This is a genomic window from Rhodanobacter koreensis, from assembly GCF_054782855.1.
In genome coordinates this window covers 1,191,773-1,206,768 of sequence record NZ_BAAGRR010000001.1, presented here as the reverse complement: position 1 = coordinate 1,206,768, position 14,996 = coordinate 1,191,773, and the positions used below count along the sequence as shown (strand labels likewise).

The following is a 14,996-nucleotide window of genomic DNA, read 5'->3' as shown; positions in this document are numbered from 1 at the left end:
ATGGAATCGTGTCTGAAGTTATCCACAAACAGCCCACCGTCAGACAGCCACTTCAAGCACAGCTTTTTGTTCATTCAAGTTGCTGATATTTAAAGAAATAGTGCGAAAAAAAAGTTACCCACAGCGCCTACTACAACCACTAAACTTCTTTTAAAGACAAAACAGCAAGAGAGGGGAAGCCAAGCCATGCAATTCAGCATCCAACGAGAAGCGTTGCTCAAGCCACTGCAACAAGTGGTGGGCGTCGTCGAACGCCGCCAGACGCTGCCCGTGCTGGCCAACCTGCTTGTCAAGGTCACCAATAACCGACTCTCGATGACGGGCACTGACCTGGAAGTCGAGATGGTGGCCACAGCCGATGCCGAAAAACTGGCTGACGGCGAAATCACCATTCCCGCACGCAAGTTGTTCGACATCGTCCGTGCCTTGCCTGATGGTGCACGGATCGAACTCAAGCTCAATGGCGACCGGGTGGCCTTGAATGCCGGCCGCAGCCGCTTCACGCTTACCACGCTGCCAGCCAGCGAATTTCCCACCATCGACGAAATCGAACTGGTGGAGAAGGTCAGCCTGCCCGAGGAAGCGTTGCGCGACTTGATGGAGCGCACTGCATTCGCCATGGCGAACCAGGACGTGCGTTATTACCTCAACGGTATGCTGCTGGACCTGCAGGAACACACCTTGCGCTGCGTGGCTACCGACGGCCATCGCCTGGCGATGAAGGAAACCCAGCTACAGAGTTTGGTGACCACGCGTCGACAGATCATCATTCCGCGCAAGGGCGTCAACGAGCTCATCGGTCTGCTGGAAACCGGCGACGGCCAGGTGGAGCTGGAGTTTGGGCGCAACCATTTGCGCGTACGTCGCGGCGATGTGGTGTTCACGTCCAAGCTGATCGACGGCCGGTTTCCGGATTACGAGGCGGTGATCCCACTGGGTGCCGACAAGAACGCCACGTTGGACCGTGAGGTGTTGCGGGGTGCCTTGCAGCGTGCCGCGATTCTCTCCAACGAGAAATACCGCGGTGTTCGCCTGGAACTGTCGCCCGGCAAGCTGCGCATCGTGGCGCACAACCCCGAGCAGGAAGAAGCTGTCGAGGAAGTGGAAGCCGACACGCACGTCTCGGATCTGGCCGTCGGTTTCAACGTGGGTTACCTGCTCGATGCGCTAGCCGCGCTGCGAGGTGACAAGGCCCGGCTCAGCCTGCGTGATGCACAATCCAGTTGTCTGGTGCAGGAACACGACAACGAGCATTCGCGCCACGTCATCATGCCGTTGCGGCTCTGACACTCAACGCATGGTCGTCACCAGGTGCAGCAGCAACAGGCAACGCCGGAGAATCCATCAGGTTCCCCGGCGTTCTTGCTTGTGGGCGCATGCCGATGCGGTTTGAGCAACTGCGCATTCATGGTTTGCGCTGCCTGACCGATGTCGTCATCGCGCTGGACCCCGGCATCAACGTGTTTGTGGGGGCGAATGGCGCTGGCAAGACCAGTGTGCTTGAGGCTGCCTTTTTGTTGTCGCATGCACGCTCGTTCCGCAGCGGGGCTCGCGAAGCATTACTGCAGCGGGGGGTAGCGCAACTGTTCATTTTCGCCGAATTGCGTCATGCGGACGATCGAATCTGTCGGCTGGGCCTGGGCCGTGACGGTGTGCGCTGGGAAGCAAAGGTCGACGGTGCCGGTGTCACGATCGGGCGACTGGTACACGAATGTGCCGTGGTCTGTTTCGAGCCGGGATCGCACGCGCTGATTGCGGGCGCCGCGGAGGAACGCCGTCGCTATCTCGATTGGGGCGTGTTCCACGTGGAACACGACTTCCTGACCAGCTGGCGGCGCTATCAGCGGGCCTTGAAGCAACGCAACAGCTTGCTGCGCTCGACCGGGGCACCCACCGATGCGCTGTTCGCTCCCTGGGAAGCCGAATTGGCGCAGGCGGCACACCAGATCGACCAGCAGCGCCGTGCCTACCTGGATCTGCTGCGCCCGAAACTGCTCGCCAGCATTGCCGGTCTGCTGCCGGAGCTGGGTTCGCTCGAACTGCGCTATCGCCGTGGCTGGTCCGAGGATCACGATCTGGCTCAGCAACTGCGAGAGCAGCGGAGCAGGGACATGGCACGGGGACACACCACGCTGGGTGCGCATCGGGCCGACTGGTCGATCGCCTTCGAGCAGGCCCCTTTGCGCGAACATCTTTCGCGTGGCCAGGAAAAGCTCACCGCATTGGCCTGCATGTTGGCGCAAGCTCAGCTGTATGCGGAGCACCGCGGTGAGTGGCCGGTGGTCTGCCTGGACGATCTGGCTTCCGAACTCGATCAGACACATCAGGCTGCCGTGGTGGCGCAACTGACCGCGGTGAGCGCCCAGGTGTTGCTAACCGGGACCGAGATGCCACAGGCCCTGCAGGCGCGCACCCACCATGTGTTCCACGTGGAACAGGGGCAGCTGGCGCGCCTGCTATAATCGAAGGGTTGCATCCTCGAAAGATTGCATAACCCTTTGCCCGGCCCAACACGGCGCCGTGTCGGGCGGGTCGCTGGCGCCAGGACACGGTCAACGCATGAACGAACCGCTCAACGAATCCCACTACGACTCAAGCAACATCAAGGTACTGAAAGGCCTCGAAGCGGTGCGTAAGCGCCCCGGCATGTACATCGGCGATACCGATGACGGCACCGGCCTGCATCACATGGTGTTCGAGGTTGTCGACAATGCGATCGACGAAGCGCTGGCCGGTTATTGCGACACGGTGATCGTCACCATCCTCGAAGATGGTTCGGTCAGCGTCAGCGACAACGGCCGTGGCATTCCAGTCGACATACATCCGGAAGAGGGCCGCTCCGCCGCCGAGGTGGTGATGACGGTGCTGCACGCGGGCGGCAAGTTCGACGCCAACTCGTACAAGGTCTCCGGCGGCCTGCACGGTGTGGGCGTGTCAGTGGTGAACGCGTTGAGCGACCACCTGTGGCTGACGATCTACAGCGGCGGCCAGGAACACCAGCAGGAATACTCGCTCGGCGAGCCGTTGTATCCGCTCAAGGTGGTCGGACCGTCGAGCAAGCGCGGCACCTTGGTGCGCTTCCTGCCCAGCCCGGCCACATTCACCAACAACATCGAATTCCATTACGACATCCTCGCCAAGCGCCTGCGCGAACTGGCCTTCCTCAACTCGGGCGTCACCATCGAGTTGAAGGACGAGCGGGGCGAGGGCCGTCACGACACGTTTGCCTACGAAGGCGGCATCCGCTCGTTCGTGCAGCATCTGGCGCAGTTGAAGACGGCGCTGCACCCGAACGTGATCAGCCTGACGGCGGAACAGGATGGCGTCGTGGTGGAAGTGGCGATGCAGTGGACCGACTCCTACCAGGAGACGATGTTCTGCTTCACCAACAACATCCCGCAACGCGACGGCGGTACCCATCTCACCGGCTTCCGTGCCGCGTTGACCCGCTCGCTGCAGAGTTACATCGAAAAATCGGGCCTGGCCAAGACGGCCAAGGTGGGCGCGCTGTCCGGCGACGACATGCGCGAAGGCATGATCGCCGTGCTGTCGGTCAAGGTGCCCGATCCGAAGTTCTCCTCGCAGACCAAGGACAAGCTGGTCTCGTCCGAGGTGAAGACGGTGGTCGAGCAAGTCGTCAACGAGAAGCTTGGCGAGTTCCTGCTGGAGCATCCGAACGAGGCCAAGGCGATCGCCTCCAAGGTGGTCGATGCCGCGCGTGCCCGCGAGGCTGCGCGCAAGGCACGCGAGATGACCCGTCGCAAGGGCGCGCTGGACATCGCCGGCCTGCCCGGCAAGCTCGCCGACTGCCAGGAGAAAGATCCGGCGCTGTGCGAACTGTTCCTGGTCGAGGGTGATTCCGCTGGCGGCTCCGCGAAGCAGGGTCGCAACCGCAAGACCCAGGCCGTGCTGCCGTTGAAGGGCAAGATCCTCAACGTCGAGAAGGCGCGTTTCGACCGCATGCTGGCCTCGGCCGAGGTCGGCACGCTGATCACCGCGCTAGGCACCGGCATCGGCAAGGACGAGTACAACCCGGACAAGCTGCGCTACCACCGCATCATCCTGATGACCGATGCGGACGTCGACGGCTCGCATATCCGCACCCTGCTGCTGACGTTCTTCTACCGCCAGATGCCCGAGCTGATCGAGCGTGGCCACATCTACATCGGCCTGCCACCGCTGTACAAGCTCAAGCAGGGCAAGCAGGAGCTGTATCTGAAGGACGATGCGGCGCTCAACGCTTACCTCATCTCCAGTGCGGTCGACAACGCGGAACTGATTGCCGATCCGGATGCTCCGGCGATCTCCGGCGAGGCGCTCGAAAAGCTGTTGCGCGACTACCAGAGTGCACTGGACCAGATCGAACGGCTCGGTCATCGCTTCGATACCAGCGTGCTCACTGCGCTGCTTGAGCACGCACCGATCAGTCCTGCACTGTGGACCGATCAGTCCGGCATGCAGGCCTGGCTGGATGGCGCCGCGCAGCGTCTGGCTGCCAGCGGGCTGGGCAAGCCGCGTTACAAGCTGTCGCTGCGTCCCGCAGTCGGCGAACAGCCGGCGGCCATCGAGGTGGTGCGCGACCAGCATGGCCTCAGCCATACGTTGCTGCTGCCGCAGCCGTTCTTCGGCGGCGCCGAGTTCCGCCCGATCCTTGCCGTCAGCCAGCAGCTGGCCGGCCTGATCCGGCCCGAGGCGGTCGTGCGTCGCGGGAATGCCTCTCGCGGTATCACCGACTTTGCCGAAGTACGCAGCTGGCTGCTCGACGAGGCCAAGAAGGGCCGTACCATCCAGCGTTTCAAGGGTCTGGGCGAAATGAATCCGGAACAGCTGTGGGAAACCACGGTCAACCCGGAAACGCGTCGCATGCTGCAGGTGGGCATCGAGGATGCCTTCGCCGCCGATCAGATGTTCTCGATGTTGATGGGCGAGGCGGTCGAACCACGTCGCGATTTCATCGAGGCGAATGCATTGAAGGTCGCGAATCTGGATATCTGACGCTTCTGTGTCTTGCCAGCCATGCACCTGCACCTGCGCCTGCAGGCGCATGGCTGATCGCGGGGGCAGAATCACCATGATGACGCGAGAAGTCGTGGATTCGGCGAGTATTTTCTCCCAAGTAATTGATTTTTAACAATCTTTAATGCGGCAGTGCGACTTGTTATCGCTTGTCCGCTCGGGTTACGCTCCGCAATCCCCCGCGTCACTAGCGACGCGCACACGAGATGAGGATCACCATGAAGCATGTCCGTGGGTTGACGATGCTGGCGAGCGCAGCCCTGCTGCTGACCCTGGCAAGCAGTCCGGCGCTGGCCAGTGACACATCCAAGACCAAGCAGGAAGTGCAGTATCCCAACGCGACCCGCGTGGCACCGAAACTCGATCTGACCAGCGAGAAAGAGCAGAAGCAGCTCAATGAGGGTCTGGATGCGGTCAGTGCCGGCGACAAGGCCAAGGCCGAGCAGACGCTGCAGCCGCTGGTCGACGGCAGCAAGAGCAAATACGTCCAGGCGCTCGCGCTGCAGGGTCTGGCCACGATCAAGTACAACGACGGCGACCTCAAGAACGCCATTGCTTTGCTGCAGCGTTCGCTGGCCATCGGCGTGATGCCGAACGACACCTACTTCCAGCTGGAGTACATGCTGGCGCAGTTCCAGCTGGCCGACGAGCAATATCAGCCAGCGCTCGACACGGTGACCAAGTGGCGTGCCGAGGGCAAGAAGGAAACCGCCAACTCCTACGCGCTCGAGGGCAATGCTGATTATCGCCTCGGCAAGTATCCCGAGGCGATTGCCGCGATCAAGAAGGCGCAGTCATTGACCGACAAGCCGGAAGCGAGCTGGAACCAGATCCTGATGGCCAGCTATTCCGAATCCGGCCAGGGCGATCAGGCCGCGAAGGTGGCCGAGGACAACTACGCCGCGAATCCGAATGATCCGGACGCACTCAATAATGCCGTCGCGGTGCTGATGCAGGCGCAGAAGAACCCCGAAGCGATCCAGTTGATGGAAAAGGCGCGTGCCAATGGCACGCTCAAGTCCGAATCCAATTACGTGAATCTGGCCAAGCTGTACCTGATCGCCGCCCAGTCCGGTAGCGATCCCAAGCCGAACGCAGTCAAGGCCTCGCAGGTGCTCGAGGAGGGCATGAGCAAGGGCGTGATCACTTCCAGCGCTGACAATGAATTGCTGCTCGGCCAGGCTTACGAGATGGCGGACAACAGCAGCAAGGCGCTCGACACCTATACCAAGGCCGCATCGACCGCCACCAACGGCGAAGCTGCCCTGCGCGCCGGACAGCTGCTGCTGACCGAAAACAAGTACGGCCAGGCCAAGAGCATGCTCCAGCAGAGCATTGACAAGGGCGTGCAGCACAAGGGACCTGCCTATATGCTGCTGGCTGAAAGCGAGATCGGCCTGAAGAACAAACCTGCTGCGATTGCAGCGTTGAAGCAGGCCGAGGCACAGCCGGAAACAGCTGACCGGGCCAAGGCGCGACTAAAACAGGTCGGTGCCGGTAAATAATGCCGGGCTCTGTGCTTGCGCAGGCAGATGGACGTCCATCTGTCTGCCCCACGGGTGCTATACAAAAGTCATGTGCTGTTGTACCGTTGAAACCTTTCCCTGCGTCACCTCAGCGGCGAGTTCCGTCCAGGCATCACAGACGGATTCGAGTTACGCCCTGCGGCAACGTTCTCTTCCGATTGATCAGCTCCAGACAGTGACAGATGGCCTCAAGTAACGAAGAAATCGGGCGCGAGCCGTTTAGTTGGAAACGCACCTGGGCGTTGGCAGTTGCCATCGGGCTGCATGCGTTTGCATTTCTGTTGCTGGTGGCGCCGATGGCTCCGCCGCACCAGAACCACAAAGAGAAGGAACACGTCGTCCAGGTGACCTTCCAGGAACCGCCGCCGCCGCCGCCGCCGCCACCGCCGCCGCCGCCGGAGCCGCCGAAGCAGCCGCCGCCGAAGATCATCCAGCAGGTCAAGCCACCGCCGACACCGCCGCCGCCGACACCGCCGCCGCCGGTGGAAGAGGTTTCGCAGATGGCGACCCAGGCACCGCCACCGGCACCGCCAGCACCACCGGCGCCGCCGGCAGACATCACGGCGAGTCAGGATCTCAGCTACAACAGCCGTATACAGCCGAAGTATCCGCCGCAAGCCATGCGGCAGCATCACGAAGGCACGGTTATCCTGATGATCCTGGTTGGAGTGGACGGGTCACCGAAGGACATCAAGGTCGACAAGTCCAGTGGTTTCCGCGAACTTGATCGTGCAGCCATGGAAGCGGCAAGGCAGTGGCGATTCAACCCGACAATCAGAAACGGACAAAAGGTTGAAGGTTACGCACGCGTTCCCGTCAACTTCAATCTCAATTCGCTGTAATCCGGCTTCAGTGGATTACAGTTACAGTTCACGCTTGACTTCCCTAGGGTAGCGTTATGTTCCTACAGACTCCTGCAACAACCGATGCCGCCCAGGCCATGGGTGGCAATACCAACGCCGAAGCCATGAAGCAGATGGGCTTTGCCAACCTGATGCAGAACTTCGACTGGCTCGGCTGGGTCGTGTTCGTGACGCTGGTGGCAATGTCCTTCCTGTCCTGGTACTTCATCATCGCCAACGGCATCCGCAACGCCACGGTGCGGGCACGCGCCGACAAGGTGATCGACGGCTTCTGGGGCAATGGCTCCACCCAGGACGCGATCCGCGAGCTGGAGGCCCAGCCCAAGAGCGAGCCGTTCTCCAAGATCGCACTGGATGCCGCTTCCGCGGTGGCCCATCACCAGCAGAGCACCGCCGGTACCACCGGTCGTCTGGCTGAGTCGCTGAGCCGTTCGGAGTTCATCGACCGCGCCCTGCGCCAGTCCGTGGCCCGTGAGAGCATGCGTCTGGAAGGCGGCATGACCCTGCTCGCCACCGTGGGTTCCGCGGCGCCGTTCGTCGGTCTGCTTGGTACGGTGTGGGGCATCTACCACGCGCTGATCGGCATTGCCGCTACCGGCAACGCCTCGATGAATGCCGTGGCCGGCCCGGTCGGTGAAGCGTTGATCATGACCGCGTTCGGTTTGTTCTCCGCGATCCCTGCTCTGTTCGCTTACAACTTCTTCAGCCGTCAGAACCGCGTGACCTACGCCCGTTTCGACGAATTCGCGCATGACCTGCACGACTTCTTCGCCACCGGCTCGCGTGTCGAAAGCCAGAAGTGAGGGATTGACCCATGGCAATGAGTACCGGTGGCAATACCGGTGGGCCGATGTCAGAAATCAATGTCACGCCGCTGGTCGACGTGATGTTGGTACTGCTGATCATCTTCATGATCACCGCTCCGCTGATGTCGCACTCCATCACCATCGACTTGCCCACCGCCAATCCGAAGACCAAGGATGAGGATCTGCCGGTACCGCCTCTGGATCTCGCGATCAAAGAGGATGGCAGCATGTACCTCAATGACCATCAGGCCACCGAGGCGGAACTGAAGTCGAGGCTGGCGGTGGAAGCTCAAAAGTCACCGCAGCCCGAGCTGCAGATCCGTGCGGACAAGGCGACCGAGTTCAAGATCGTGAAGAAGGTCATTGGCGACGCGAAGGATTCGGGCATGGTGCACGTCGGCTTCATGACTCATGACGTGCCGAAGGGGTGACGAGAGATGGCCTTTTCAACCAAAACCAGTGGACCAATGTCGGACATCAACGTCACGCCGCTGGTCGACGTGATGCTGGTGCTGCTGATCATCTTCATGATCACGGCGCCGATACCGGCGCTCAAGATCAAGGTCGATCTGCCGCAGCCGAATCCCAACGTGATCAATCCGCCCAATCCGCTGGATCCGATCCATCTCAAGATCGACCAGAGCGGCGCGTTCTACTGGAATGACACACCGGTCGACGAGCTGGGCCTGAAGGCGCAGCTCGCGGTGATCGCCCAGCAGAGCAATCAGCCGGAAATCCAGATTGCTGCCGACGATGCCGTCGCCTACCAGTACGTGGCACGCGTGCTGGCCGACGCCAAGAGCTACAACCTGGTCAAGGTCGGCTTCACCGAAGCCGATTGATCCGACCGGGCAGTACCGACCATCGCAAAAACCCCCGCCACGCGCGGGGGTTTTTGTTCGTGCCGTCGCGCCATCAGGCGCGGACGTATCTGATCAACCACATGCTGGCCGGCTCAACGCAGGATCTGCAGATAGTTGCGCACGGTCGTTGCCAGTCCCTGGTACAGCGCCTCGCCAATCAGCGCATGGCCGATCGAGACCTCGGCAAGGCCGGGAATCGCCGCCTTGAACGTGCCCAGATTCGCCTGGCTGAGATCATGCCCGGCGTTCACGGCAAGGCCGGCCTGCTGCGCGCTGCGCGCGGTTTCGGCGCAGGCGGCGAGGGCGGTGGCAGGGTTCCCGTCGGCATAGGCCTTTGCATACGGGCCGGTGTAGATCTCGATGCGTTTCACTCCGATCGCTGCCGCCAGGGCGAAGTCCTGGCGGCAGGCATCAACGAACAGACTGACCCGGCAACCGAGATCGTTCAATTCGGTCACCAGCGGACGCAGGCGATCGAGGTCGCGTGCAAGGTCGAAACCGTGATCGGAGGTGATCTGGCCATCGCCATCGGGTACCAGGGTCACCTGGGTGGGTCGCACCTCACGCGCCAGCGCCACCAGCCCGGGATATTCGCCGCGGGCCGGGGCAAACGGATTGCCCTCGATGTTGTACTCCACCCGGCCAGCCAGCATGGCGGCCAGTGCGCGCACGTCATCCGGCCGCACATGGCGCTGGTCCGGCCGCGGATGCACGGTGATGCCGCCACAGCCGGTTTCGATGCAGGTCTGCGCGGCTTGGCAGATATCCGGTTCGTTGCCGCCGCGCGAATTGCGCAGCACGGCGATCTTGTTGAGGTTGACGCTGAGCAGGGTCATCGCGGATGAACGGTCTCTGGCAGTGAGGTGGCGCGGCACGGCGGTGTCAGTCACACGAGCGCTCGCGGGCGGACGACGACAGTGCGCCGATCACTCGTTGCTGGCAAGCCGGTGCAGCCGGATCTGTCGCGCCGTGCCGCGCCAGGCCAGCGCGGCCAACAGCGTGGCATCGACAGCCAGTCGCTGCAATTGCCAGGCCTGGGCATCTTCGCCTTCAAGCTGCTGCAGGCTCAAATGTGCGTCGTTGCTGGCAATGCTGAGCCGATGCAGTCCAAACGCGAGGCCGCGTCCGAGCGCCTTGAGCACAGCCTCCTTGGCAGTCCAGAGTTCCAGAAAGGCGACGCTGCGGTCTTCCGTTGGCAGGCTCGCGAGTGCGGTTGCTTCGTCCGCGCTGAAATAGCGCCGGGCAATGTCGAGCGCGCGCGGTCGCGGTCGGACATGTTCCAGATCGATGCCCGGCACGACATGTCGACCAATCGCGATCAAGGCGTGGTCACCACTATGCGACCAGTTGAAACCGATCGGAGAATCATGGGCAGCGGCGAATGCCGGCCGACCGTGTTCGCCATCAATCAGTGCCACAGCATCGGCTTCGGTACCCAGATACGCGGCCAGCACCTGGCGCAAGGGCGCGCGGCCCTGGGCGTGCCGGTAGGCCAGGTGCCAGACATGAATCTCGTCATCGCGCAGGTGCTCTGCTACGTTGGCAAGCGTCTGTGCATGGGATGCGATCATCCATGCATGGTGCCGCCGGCTTTGTCCGCGCACAAGCGCGCGAGCGATGCGGGGTGGCGATCCGTTTCCGTTCGGTCAGTGGCTTGATCTGGCGCGCGAAAGAGGAATGACCACTTGATCCAGGGCTGGTTGCTGCTGCTGGTGTCGCTGCTGTACGTCGGACTGCTGTTCGTGGTTGCCTATGCGGGCGACCGTCGACCACTGTATCCACGCCAGCCCCGCCTGCGGCCGATCATCTACAGCCTGGCGCTCGCGGTGTACTGCTCGTCATGGACGTTCTATGGCGCGGTGGGTACCGCGGCGCGCGACGGCCTGGCGTATCTGCCGATCTACCTGGGCCCGATCCTGCTGTTCGCGTTCGGCTTTGGCCTGGTGCGCCGGCTGGTGCAGATCGCCGGGCAGCGCAACATCACCTCGATTGCCGATTTCATCGGCGCGCGATTCGGCAAATCACACGGCCTGGCGGCACTGGTGGCGGTGATCGCGGTGGTGGCGGTGGTGCCGTACATTGCGCTGCAACTGAAGGCGGTGGCGGTCTCGTTTGGCGTGCTCGGCGGCGCCGCGCAAGGCGTACCGCCGGGCGGTATCGACAGTGCGTTGTGGTGCGCCCTGCTGCTGGCGGTGTTTGCGATCCTGTTCGGCACCCGCAGCATCGATGCGACCGAGCATCATCACGGCATGATGCTGGCGATCGCGCTGGAATCGCTGATCAAACTGCTCGTGTTCGTCGCGCTGGCCGGCTATGCCTTCTGGCGCGGGCCGGGGCTGACCACGACCGTGCAGCTTCCGCTGGCGCAGTTGCACGACGGCCTGCCTTCGGGATTTCTGGCGCAGACCATGCTGGCGTTCGGTGCGATGTTCTGTCTGCCGCGGCAATTCCAGATCGGCGTGGTCGAATGCGAAAACATCGACGATCTCAAGCGCGCGCGCTGGATGCTGCCGCTGTATCTCGTCGTCATCAGCGTGGCGGTGCTGCCGATCGTGGCGGCGGGCATGCACCTGCCGACGGTGCGCGCAGGGCTGGCGGATGCGTGGGTGCTGACCTTGCCGATGGCGAATGGTGATCGCGGCGTGGCGCTGCTCGCCTTCGTCGGCGGTCTCTCGGCGGCGACCGGCATGGTGATCGTGGCATCGGTGGCACTGTCGACCATGATCAGCAACGACCTGGTGATGCCGGCCTTGTTGCGCATCCGCCGGTTGCGGCTGGAGCAGCGCAGCGATCTGTCACAACTGGTGCTGCGCGTGCGACGGGCGGCCATCATGGTGCTGGCCCTGATGGCCTACGCGTACTATCGGGTGGCCGCCGATGCACAGAATCTGGCGGCCACCGGCTTGCTGGCGTTCGCCGCTGTGGTGCAGTTCGCGCCGGCGCTGATCGCCGCCATGTACTGGCGTGGCGCCAGCCGTCGCGGTGTCGTGATCGGGCTGATCGGTGGTTTTGCGGTGTGGTTGTACACGTTGCTGCTGCCGGCGGTCATCCGTTCGCCGCTCTGGTTGCGGGACGGCCCGTTCGGCTGGAGCTGGTTGCGCCCGCAGGCGCTGTTCCATCTCGGTGGCTGGGATCCGGTGATGCATGGCGCGTTCTGGTCATTGCTGGTCAACGTGGGCTGTCTGGTTTTCATTTCGCTGCGCTTCCGGCCGAGCCTGGAGGAGCGCCTGCATGCGGCGATGTTCGTCGATGGCAATCCGGCCACGCGCCATCGCGCCGGTGACTGGCGCGGCCGGGTGGCCGTAGCCGACCTGCGCACGATTGCGGAACGCATCGTGGGCGAGCGCAACAGCACGCGCGCCTTCGCCGAATACGGCGAGCGCCATGGCCAGCCGCTGCAGGCCGGCGCCGTGGCCGACCGCGCACTGATCCAGTACACCGAGCGCCTGCTTGCTTCGGCGGTGGGGGCTGCCAATGCACGGCGCATCCTGATCAGCGCGCTGTCGGGCAGCGGCCTGGACCTGGCCGAGGCGGTGGCGCTGATGGACGAGGCCTCGCAGGAGCTTCGCTTCAATCGCACGCTGCTTTCCACCACGCTGGAGAATGTCTCGCAGGGCATCAGCGTGGTTGATGCGCAGATGCGGCTGGTGGCATGGAACCGACGCTATCTGGAGCTGTTCGACTACCCCGACGGCATGGTGAACGTCGGTGTGCCGGTGGCCGACCTGATCCGCCGCAATGCGGAACTGGGCGAGTGCGGCCCGGGTGAAGTGGATGGCCATGTGGCCAAACGCATTGACCATATGCGCGCCGGTTCATCGCATCTGTTCCAGCGCGTGCGGCCGGACGGCACGGTGATCGAAATGCGCGGCCGCGCCCTGCCGGATGGAGGCTATGTCACCACTTATAGCGATGTCACCGCCTACAAGCATGCCGAACAGGCGCTTATCGAAGTGAACGAAACGCTGGAACAGCGGGTGGAGCAGCGCACTGCCGAGCTGTCCGAGGCGTTGGTCGCCACGGCGCAGGCGCAGCGGGTGGCAGAGACGGCGAACATCTTCAAGACGCGTTTTCTCGCCGCAGCGAGCCATGATCTGTTGCAGCCGCTGAATGCAGCACGCCTGTTTACCTCGGCGCTGCGCCAGCATCCGGGACTGGATGCCGAGGCCAGCCTGCTGGCCGAACGCATCGATGCCTCGTTCAGCGCCGCAGAGGATCTGCTCGATGCACTGCTCGACACCTCGCGACTGGATACCGGCAGTTACCGACCGGACGTGGGCGGTTTCGCGCTGGCCGAACTGTTCGATTCGCTGAAGGCGCAGTTCGCGGTAGTTGCCGAGCAGCGCGGACTGCGCCTGCGGGTGGTGCCGACCCGGCTGGCAGTGCGCAGCGATCCGCAGCTCCTGCGCCGGATCGTGCAGAACTTCCTGTCCAATGCCCTGCGTTACACGCAGCATGGTGGCGTGCTGCTGGGTGCGAGGCGCGTGCGCGGCGACGTGCGCATCGAGGTCTGGGACTCAGGCCCTGGCATCGCGATTGAGCAGCAGGCGCGCATCTTCGGCGAATTCCAGCGACTGGAACGACCCTCGCCGTGGGGTGAGAAGGGCCTGGGCCTGGGCCTGTCGATCTGCGAGCGCATCGCCGGCATCCTCGGCCACCGGCTTGATCTGGACTCGCAGCTGGGCCGCGGCAGCTGCTTCGCGGTCACCCTGCCGCGTGCCGAGGCGGTGCCGAAGCGTCGTCACGACGTGCGCCGCAGCGGCCCGGACGAACAACTGCCACTCACCGTGTTGTGCCTCGACGACGACACGGCGATCCTCGACGGCATGCGTGCCCTGCTCGGTCGCTGGGGCGTGGATTGCCGCACCGCGCGTGACGCGGCCCAGGCGGAGATGGAATTGCGCCGCGGCCCGGTCGACCTGATCCTCGCCGACTACCACCTCGCCGATGGCGTCGATGGCCTGCATGCGCTGCAGCAGCTGCGCGGCGCGTTCGATCCGCTGCCGCCCGCCGCCCTGATCACCGCCGACGGCAGCAGCGAGCTGAAGCAGCGCGCCCGCACGCTCGGCTATCCGCTGCTGCACAAGCCCGTGCGCCCGGCAGCGCTGCGCGCGTTGCTGATGGCGTTGCTGCGACGCTGACGCAGCACGGGCTCAGTCCTCGTCGGCAGGTACCGTCGGCATGGCTTCCGGGTCGACCGCCAGCTGACTGGCGATCAGCGCGACCTGGGTACGGTTGTTGACCCCGAGCTTGCGCATGATCGCTGTCATGTGAGCCTTGACCGTGGCCTCGGAGACACCGAGGTCGTAGGCGATCTGCTTGTTGAGCAGGCCTTCGGCGATCATCGTCATCACGCGGAACTGTTGCGGCGTCAGTGTGGCGATCTGTGCGGCGGCCGCTGCTTCGTCGGGCCTGAGTTCGCTGGCACCGCCGAGCTGGGGATGTGGCAGCCAGACATCGCCATCGAGTACCGCGTGGATCGCCGCGACGATGTCCTCGCCAGGCGTGGATTTCGGGATGTAGGCTGAGGCGCCATGCGCCAGTGCGCGGCGGGCCACCTGCGCCTCCTCATGGCCGGACACGACGATGGTCGGCAGCCCCGGGTATTGCCCACGGATGTGCGCCAGCGCGGAGTAGCCGCGCGCGCCAGGCATGTGCAGATCAAGCAGCAGCAGCTCGGCATCGGGAAACTGTTCGATGAGACCGAGCAGGGCAGCCACGCTGTCCGCGCTGTGCACCCGTGCCTGCGGCAACGCGGCGACGACTGCGCGCTGCAGGGCGTCGCGGAACAGCGGGTGATCGTCGGCAATCAGGATGTCTGGCATGGTGTCCATGAGGGGTGCAGGAGCACACCCTGTGCGCGATGTTTTTGACGGATCAATTTCAATCTCAGAGCATCGTGTACAGGGTGCGCTCCTGCCG

The 14,996-nt window shown here is 63.4% G+C and carries 12 protein-coding genes; 9 read left to right on the top strand and 3 right to left on the bottom strand.

Going from position 1 to position 14,996, the window contains the following annotated elements:
- Positions 1-186 precede the first annotated feature (186 nt).
- The 8 genes from dnaN to ACYVKM_RS05015 all read left to right on the top strand — a co-directional run bounded on the left by dnaN (position 187) and on the right by ACYVKM_RS05015 (position 9,053).
- Positions 187-1,287 (top strand): DNA polymerase III subunit beta, encoded by a 1,101-nt coding sequence (gene dnaN / locus ACYVKM_RS05050; RefSeq protein ID WP_460876269.1) that lies wholly within the window; start codon positions 187-189, stop codon positions 1,285-1,287.
- A 95-nt stretch (positions 1,288-1,382) separates the two neighbouring features.
- A complete protein-coding gene (recF, locus tag ACYVKM_RS05045) occupies positions 1,383-2,462 on the top strand; it encodes a DNA replication/repair protein RecF (protein WP_460876541.1) in 1,080 nt (359 codons plus the stop codon).
- A gap of 97 nt (positions 2,463-2,559) precedes the next feature.
- The gene (gene gyrB, locus ACYVKM_RS05040; RefSeq protein ID WP_460876268.1) at positions 2,560-4,995 is read left to right on the top strand and encodes a DNA topoisomerase (ATP-hydrolyzing) subunit B; all 2,436 of its coding nucleotides are present in this window, start codon (positions 2,560-2,562) and stop codon (positions 4,993-4,995) included.
- A gap of 239 nt (positions 4,996-5,234) precedes the next feature.
- Entirely contained in the window at positions 5,235-6,521 is a 1,287-nt protein-coding gene (locus tag ACYVKM_RS05035) for a tetratricopeptide repeat protein (RefSeq protein ID WP_460876266.1), read from the top strand.
- A 203-nt stretch (positions 6,522-6,724) separates the two neighbouring features.
- Positions 6,725-7,384, top strand: coding sequence for an energy transducer TonB (locus ACYVKM_RS05030; protein WP_460876264.1), 660 nt, complete (start codon positions 6,725-6,727; stop codon positions 7,382-7,384).
- 98 nt (positions 7,385-7,482) lie between these two features.
- Positions 7,483-8,208: a MotA/TolQ/ExbB proton channel family protein gene (locus ACYVKM_RS05025; RefSeq protein WP_449429627.1), complete on the top strand. Its 726-nt coding sequence runs from the start codon at positions 7,483-7,485 to the stop codon at positions 8,206-8,208.
- A gap of 11 nt (positions 8,209-8,219) precedes the next feature.
- Entirely contained in the window at positions 8,220-8,642 is a 423-nt protein-coding gene (locus ACYVKM_RS05020; RefSeq protein WP_460876262.1) for an ExbD/TolR family protein, read from the top strand.
- Positions 8,643-8,648: 6 nt separating this feature from the next.
- The gene (locus tag ACYVKM_RS05015; RefSeq protein ID WP_460876260.1) at positions 8,649-9,053 is read left to right on the top strand and encodes an ExbD/TolR family protein; all 405 of its coding nucleotides are present in this window, start codon (positions 8,649-8,651) and stop codon (positions 9,051-9,053) included.
- Positions 9,054-9,166: 113 nt separating this feature from the next.
- Here the strand turns inward: ACYVKM_RS05015 and ACYVKM_RS05010 are convergent, their stop codons facing one another.
- Together ACYVKM_RS05010 and ACYVKM_RS05005 are read right to left on the bottom strand one after the other, a co-directional pair.
- On the bottom strand, positions 9,167-9,910 hold the full coding sequence (locus tag ACYVKM_RS05010) for a pyridoxine 5'-phosphate synthase (protein WP_460876539.1): 744 nt from the start codon (positions 9,908-9,910) through the stop codon (positions 9,167-9,169).
- A 90-nt stretch (positions 9,911-10,000) separates the two neighbouring features.
- Positions 10,001-10,645: a 4'-phosphopantetheinyl transferase family protein gene (locus tag ACYVKM_RS05005; protein WP_460876259.1), complete on the bottom strand. Its 645-nt coding sequence runs from the start codon at positions 10,643-10,645 to the stop codon at positions 10,001-10,003.
- 114 nt (positions 10,646-10,759) lie between these two features.
- On the opposite strand from ACYVKM_RS05005, the gene ACYVKM_RS05000 reads away from it, so the two are divergent.
- Positions 10,760-14,215 (top strand): hybrid sensor histidine kinase/response regulator, encoded by a 3,456-nt coding sequence (locus ACYVKM_RS05000; protein WP_460876258.1) that lies wholly within the window; start codon positions 10,760-10,762, stop codon positions 14,213-14,215.
- A gap of 12 nt (positions 14,216-14,227) precedes the next feature.
- Here the strand turns inward: ACYVKM_RS05000 and ACYVKM_RS04995 are convergent, their stop codons facing one another.
- Positions 14,228-14,899, bottom strand: a complete 672-nt coding sequence (locus tag ACYVKM_RS04995) for a response regulator transcription factor (protein ID WP_460876537.1) — start codon at positions 14,897-14,899, stop codon at positions 14,228-14,230.
- Positions 14,900-14,996: the final 97 nt, after the last annotated feature.

What these genes read in the sequence shown, in the direction of transcription:
- ACYVKM_RS05010 (WP_460876539.1), bottom strand. Translation starts at nt 9,910, where the DNA reads ATGACCCTGCTCAGCGTCAACCTCAACAAGATCGCCGTGCTGCGCAAT.
- ACYVKM_RS04995 (WP_460876537.1), bottom strand. Translation starts at nt 14,899, where the DNA reads ATGCCAGACATCCTGATTGCCGACGATCACCCGCTGTTCCGCGACGCC.
- ACYVKM_RS05030 (WP_460876264.1), top strand. Translation starts at nt 6,725, where the DNA reads ATGGCCTCAAGTAACGAAGAAATCGGGCGCGAGCCGTTTAGTTGGAAA.
- recF (WP_460876541.1), top strand. Translation starts at nt 1,383, where the DNA reads ATGCGGTTTGAGCAACTGCGCATTCATGGTTTGCGCTGCCTGACCGAT.
- ACYVKM_RS05025 (WP_449429627.1), top strand. Translation starts at nt 7,483, where the DNA reads ATGGGTGGCAATACCAACGCCGAAGCCATGAAGCAGATGGGCTTTGCC.
- ACYVKM_RS05005 (WP_460876259.1), bottom strand. Translation starts at nt 10,645, where the DNA reads ATGATCGCATCCCATGCACAGACGCTTGCCAACGTAGCAGAGCACCTG.
- ACYVKM_RS05020 (WP_460876262.1), top strand. Translation starts at nt 8,220, where the DNA reads ATGGCAATGAGTACCGGTGGCAATACCGGTGGGCCGATGTCAGAAATC.
- dnaN (WP_460876269.1), top strand. Translation starts at nt 187, where the DNA reads ATGCAATTCAGCATCCAACGAGAAGCGTTGCTCAAGCCACTGCAACAA.
- ACYVKM_RS05035 (WP_460876266.1), top strand. Translation starts at nt 5,235, where the DNA reads ATGAAGCATGTCCGTGGGTTGACGATGCTGGCGAGCGCAGCCCTGCTG.
- gyrB (WP_460876268.1), top strand. Translation starts at nt 2,560, where the DNA reads ATGAACGAACCGCTCAACGAATCCCACTACGACTCAAGCAACATCAAG.
- ACYVKM_RS05015 (WP_460876260.1), top strand. Translation starts at nt 8,649, where the DNA reads ATGGCCTTTTCAACCAAAACCAGTGGACCAATGTCGGACATCAACGTC.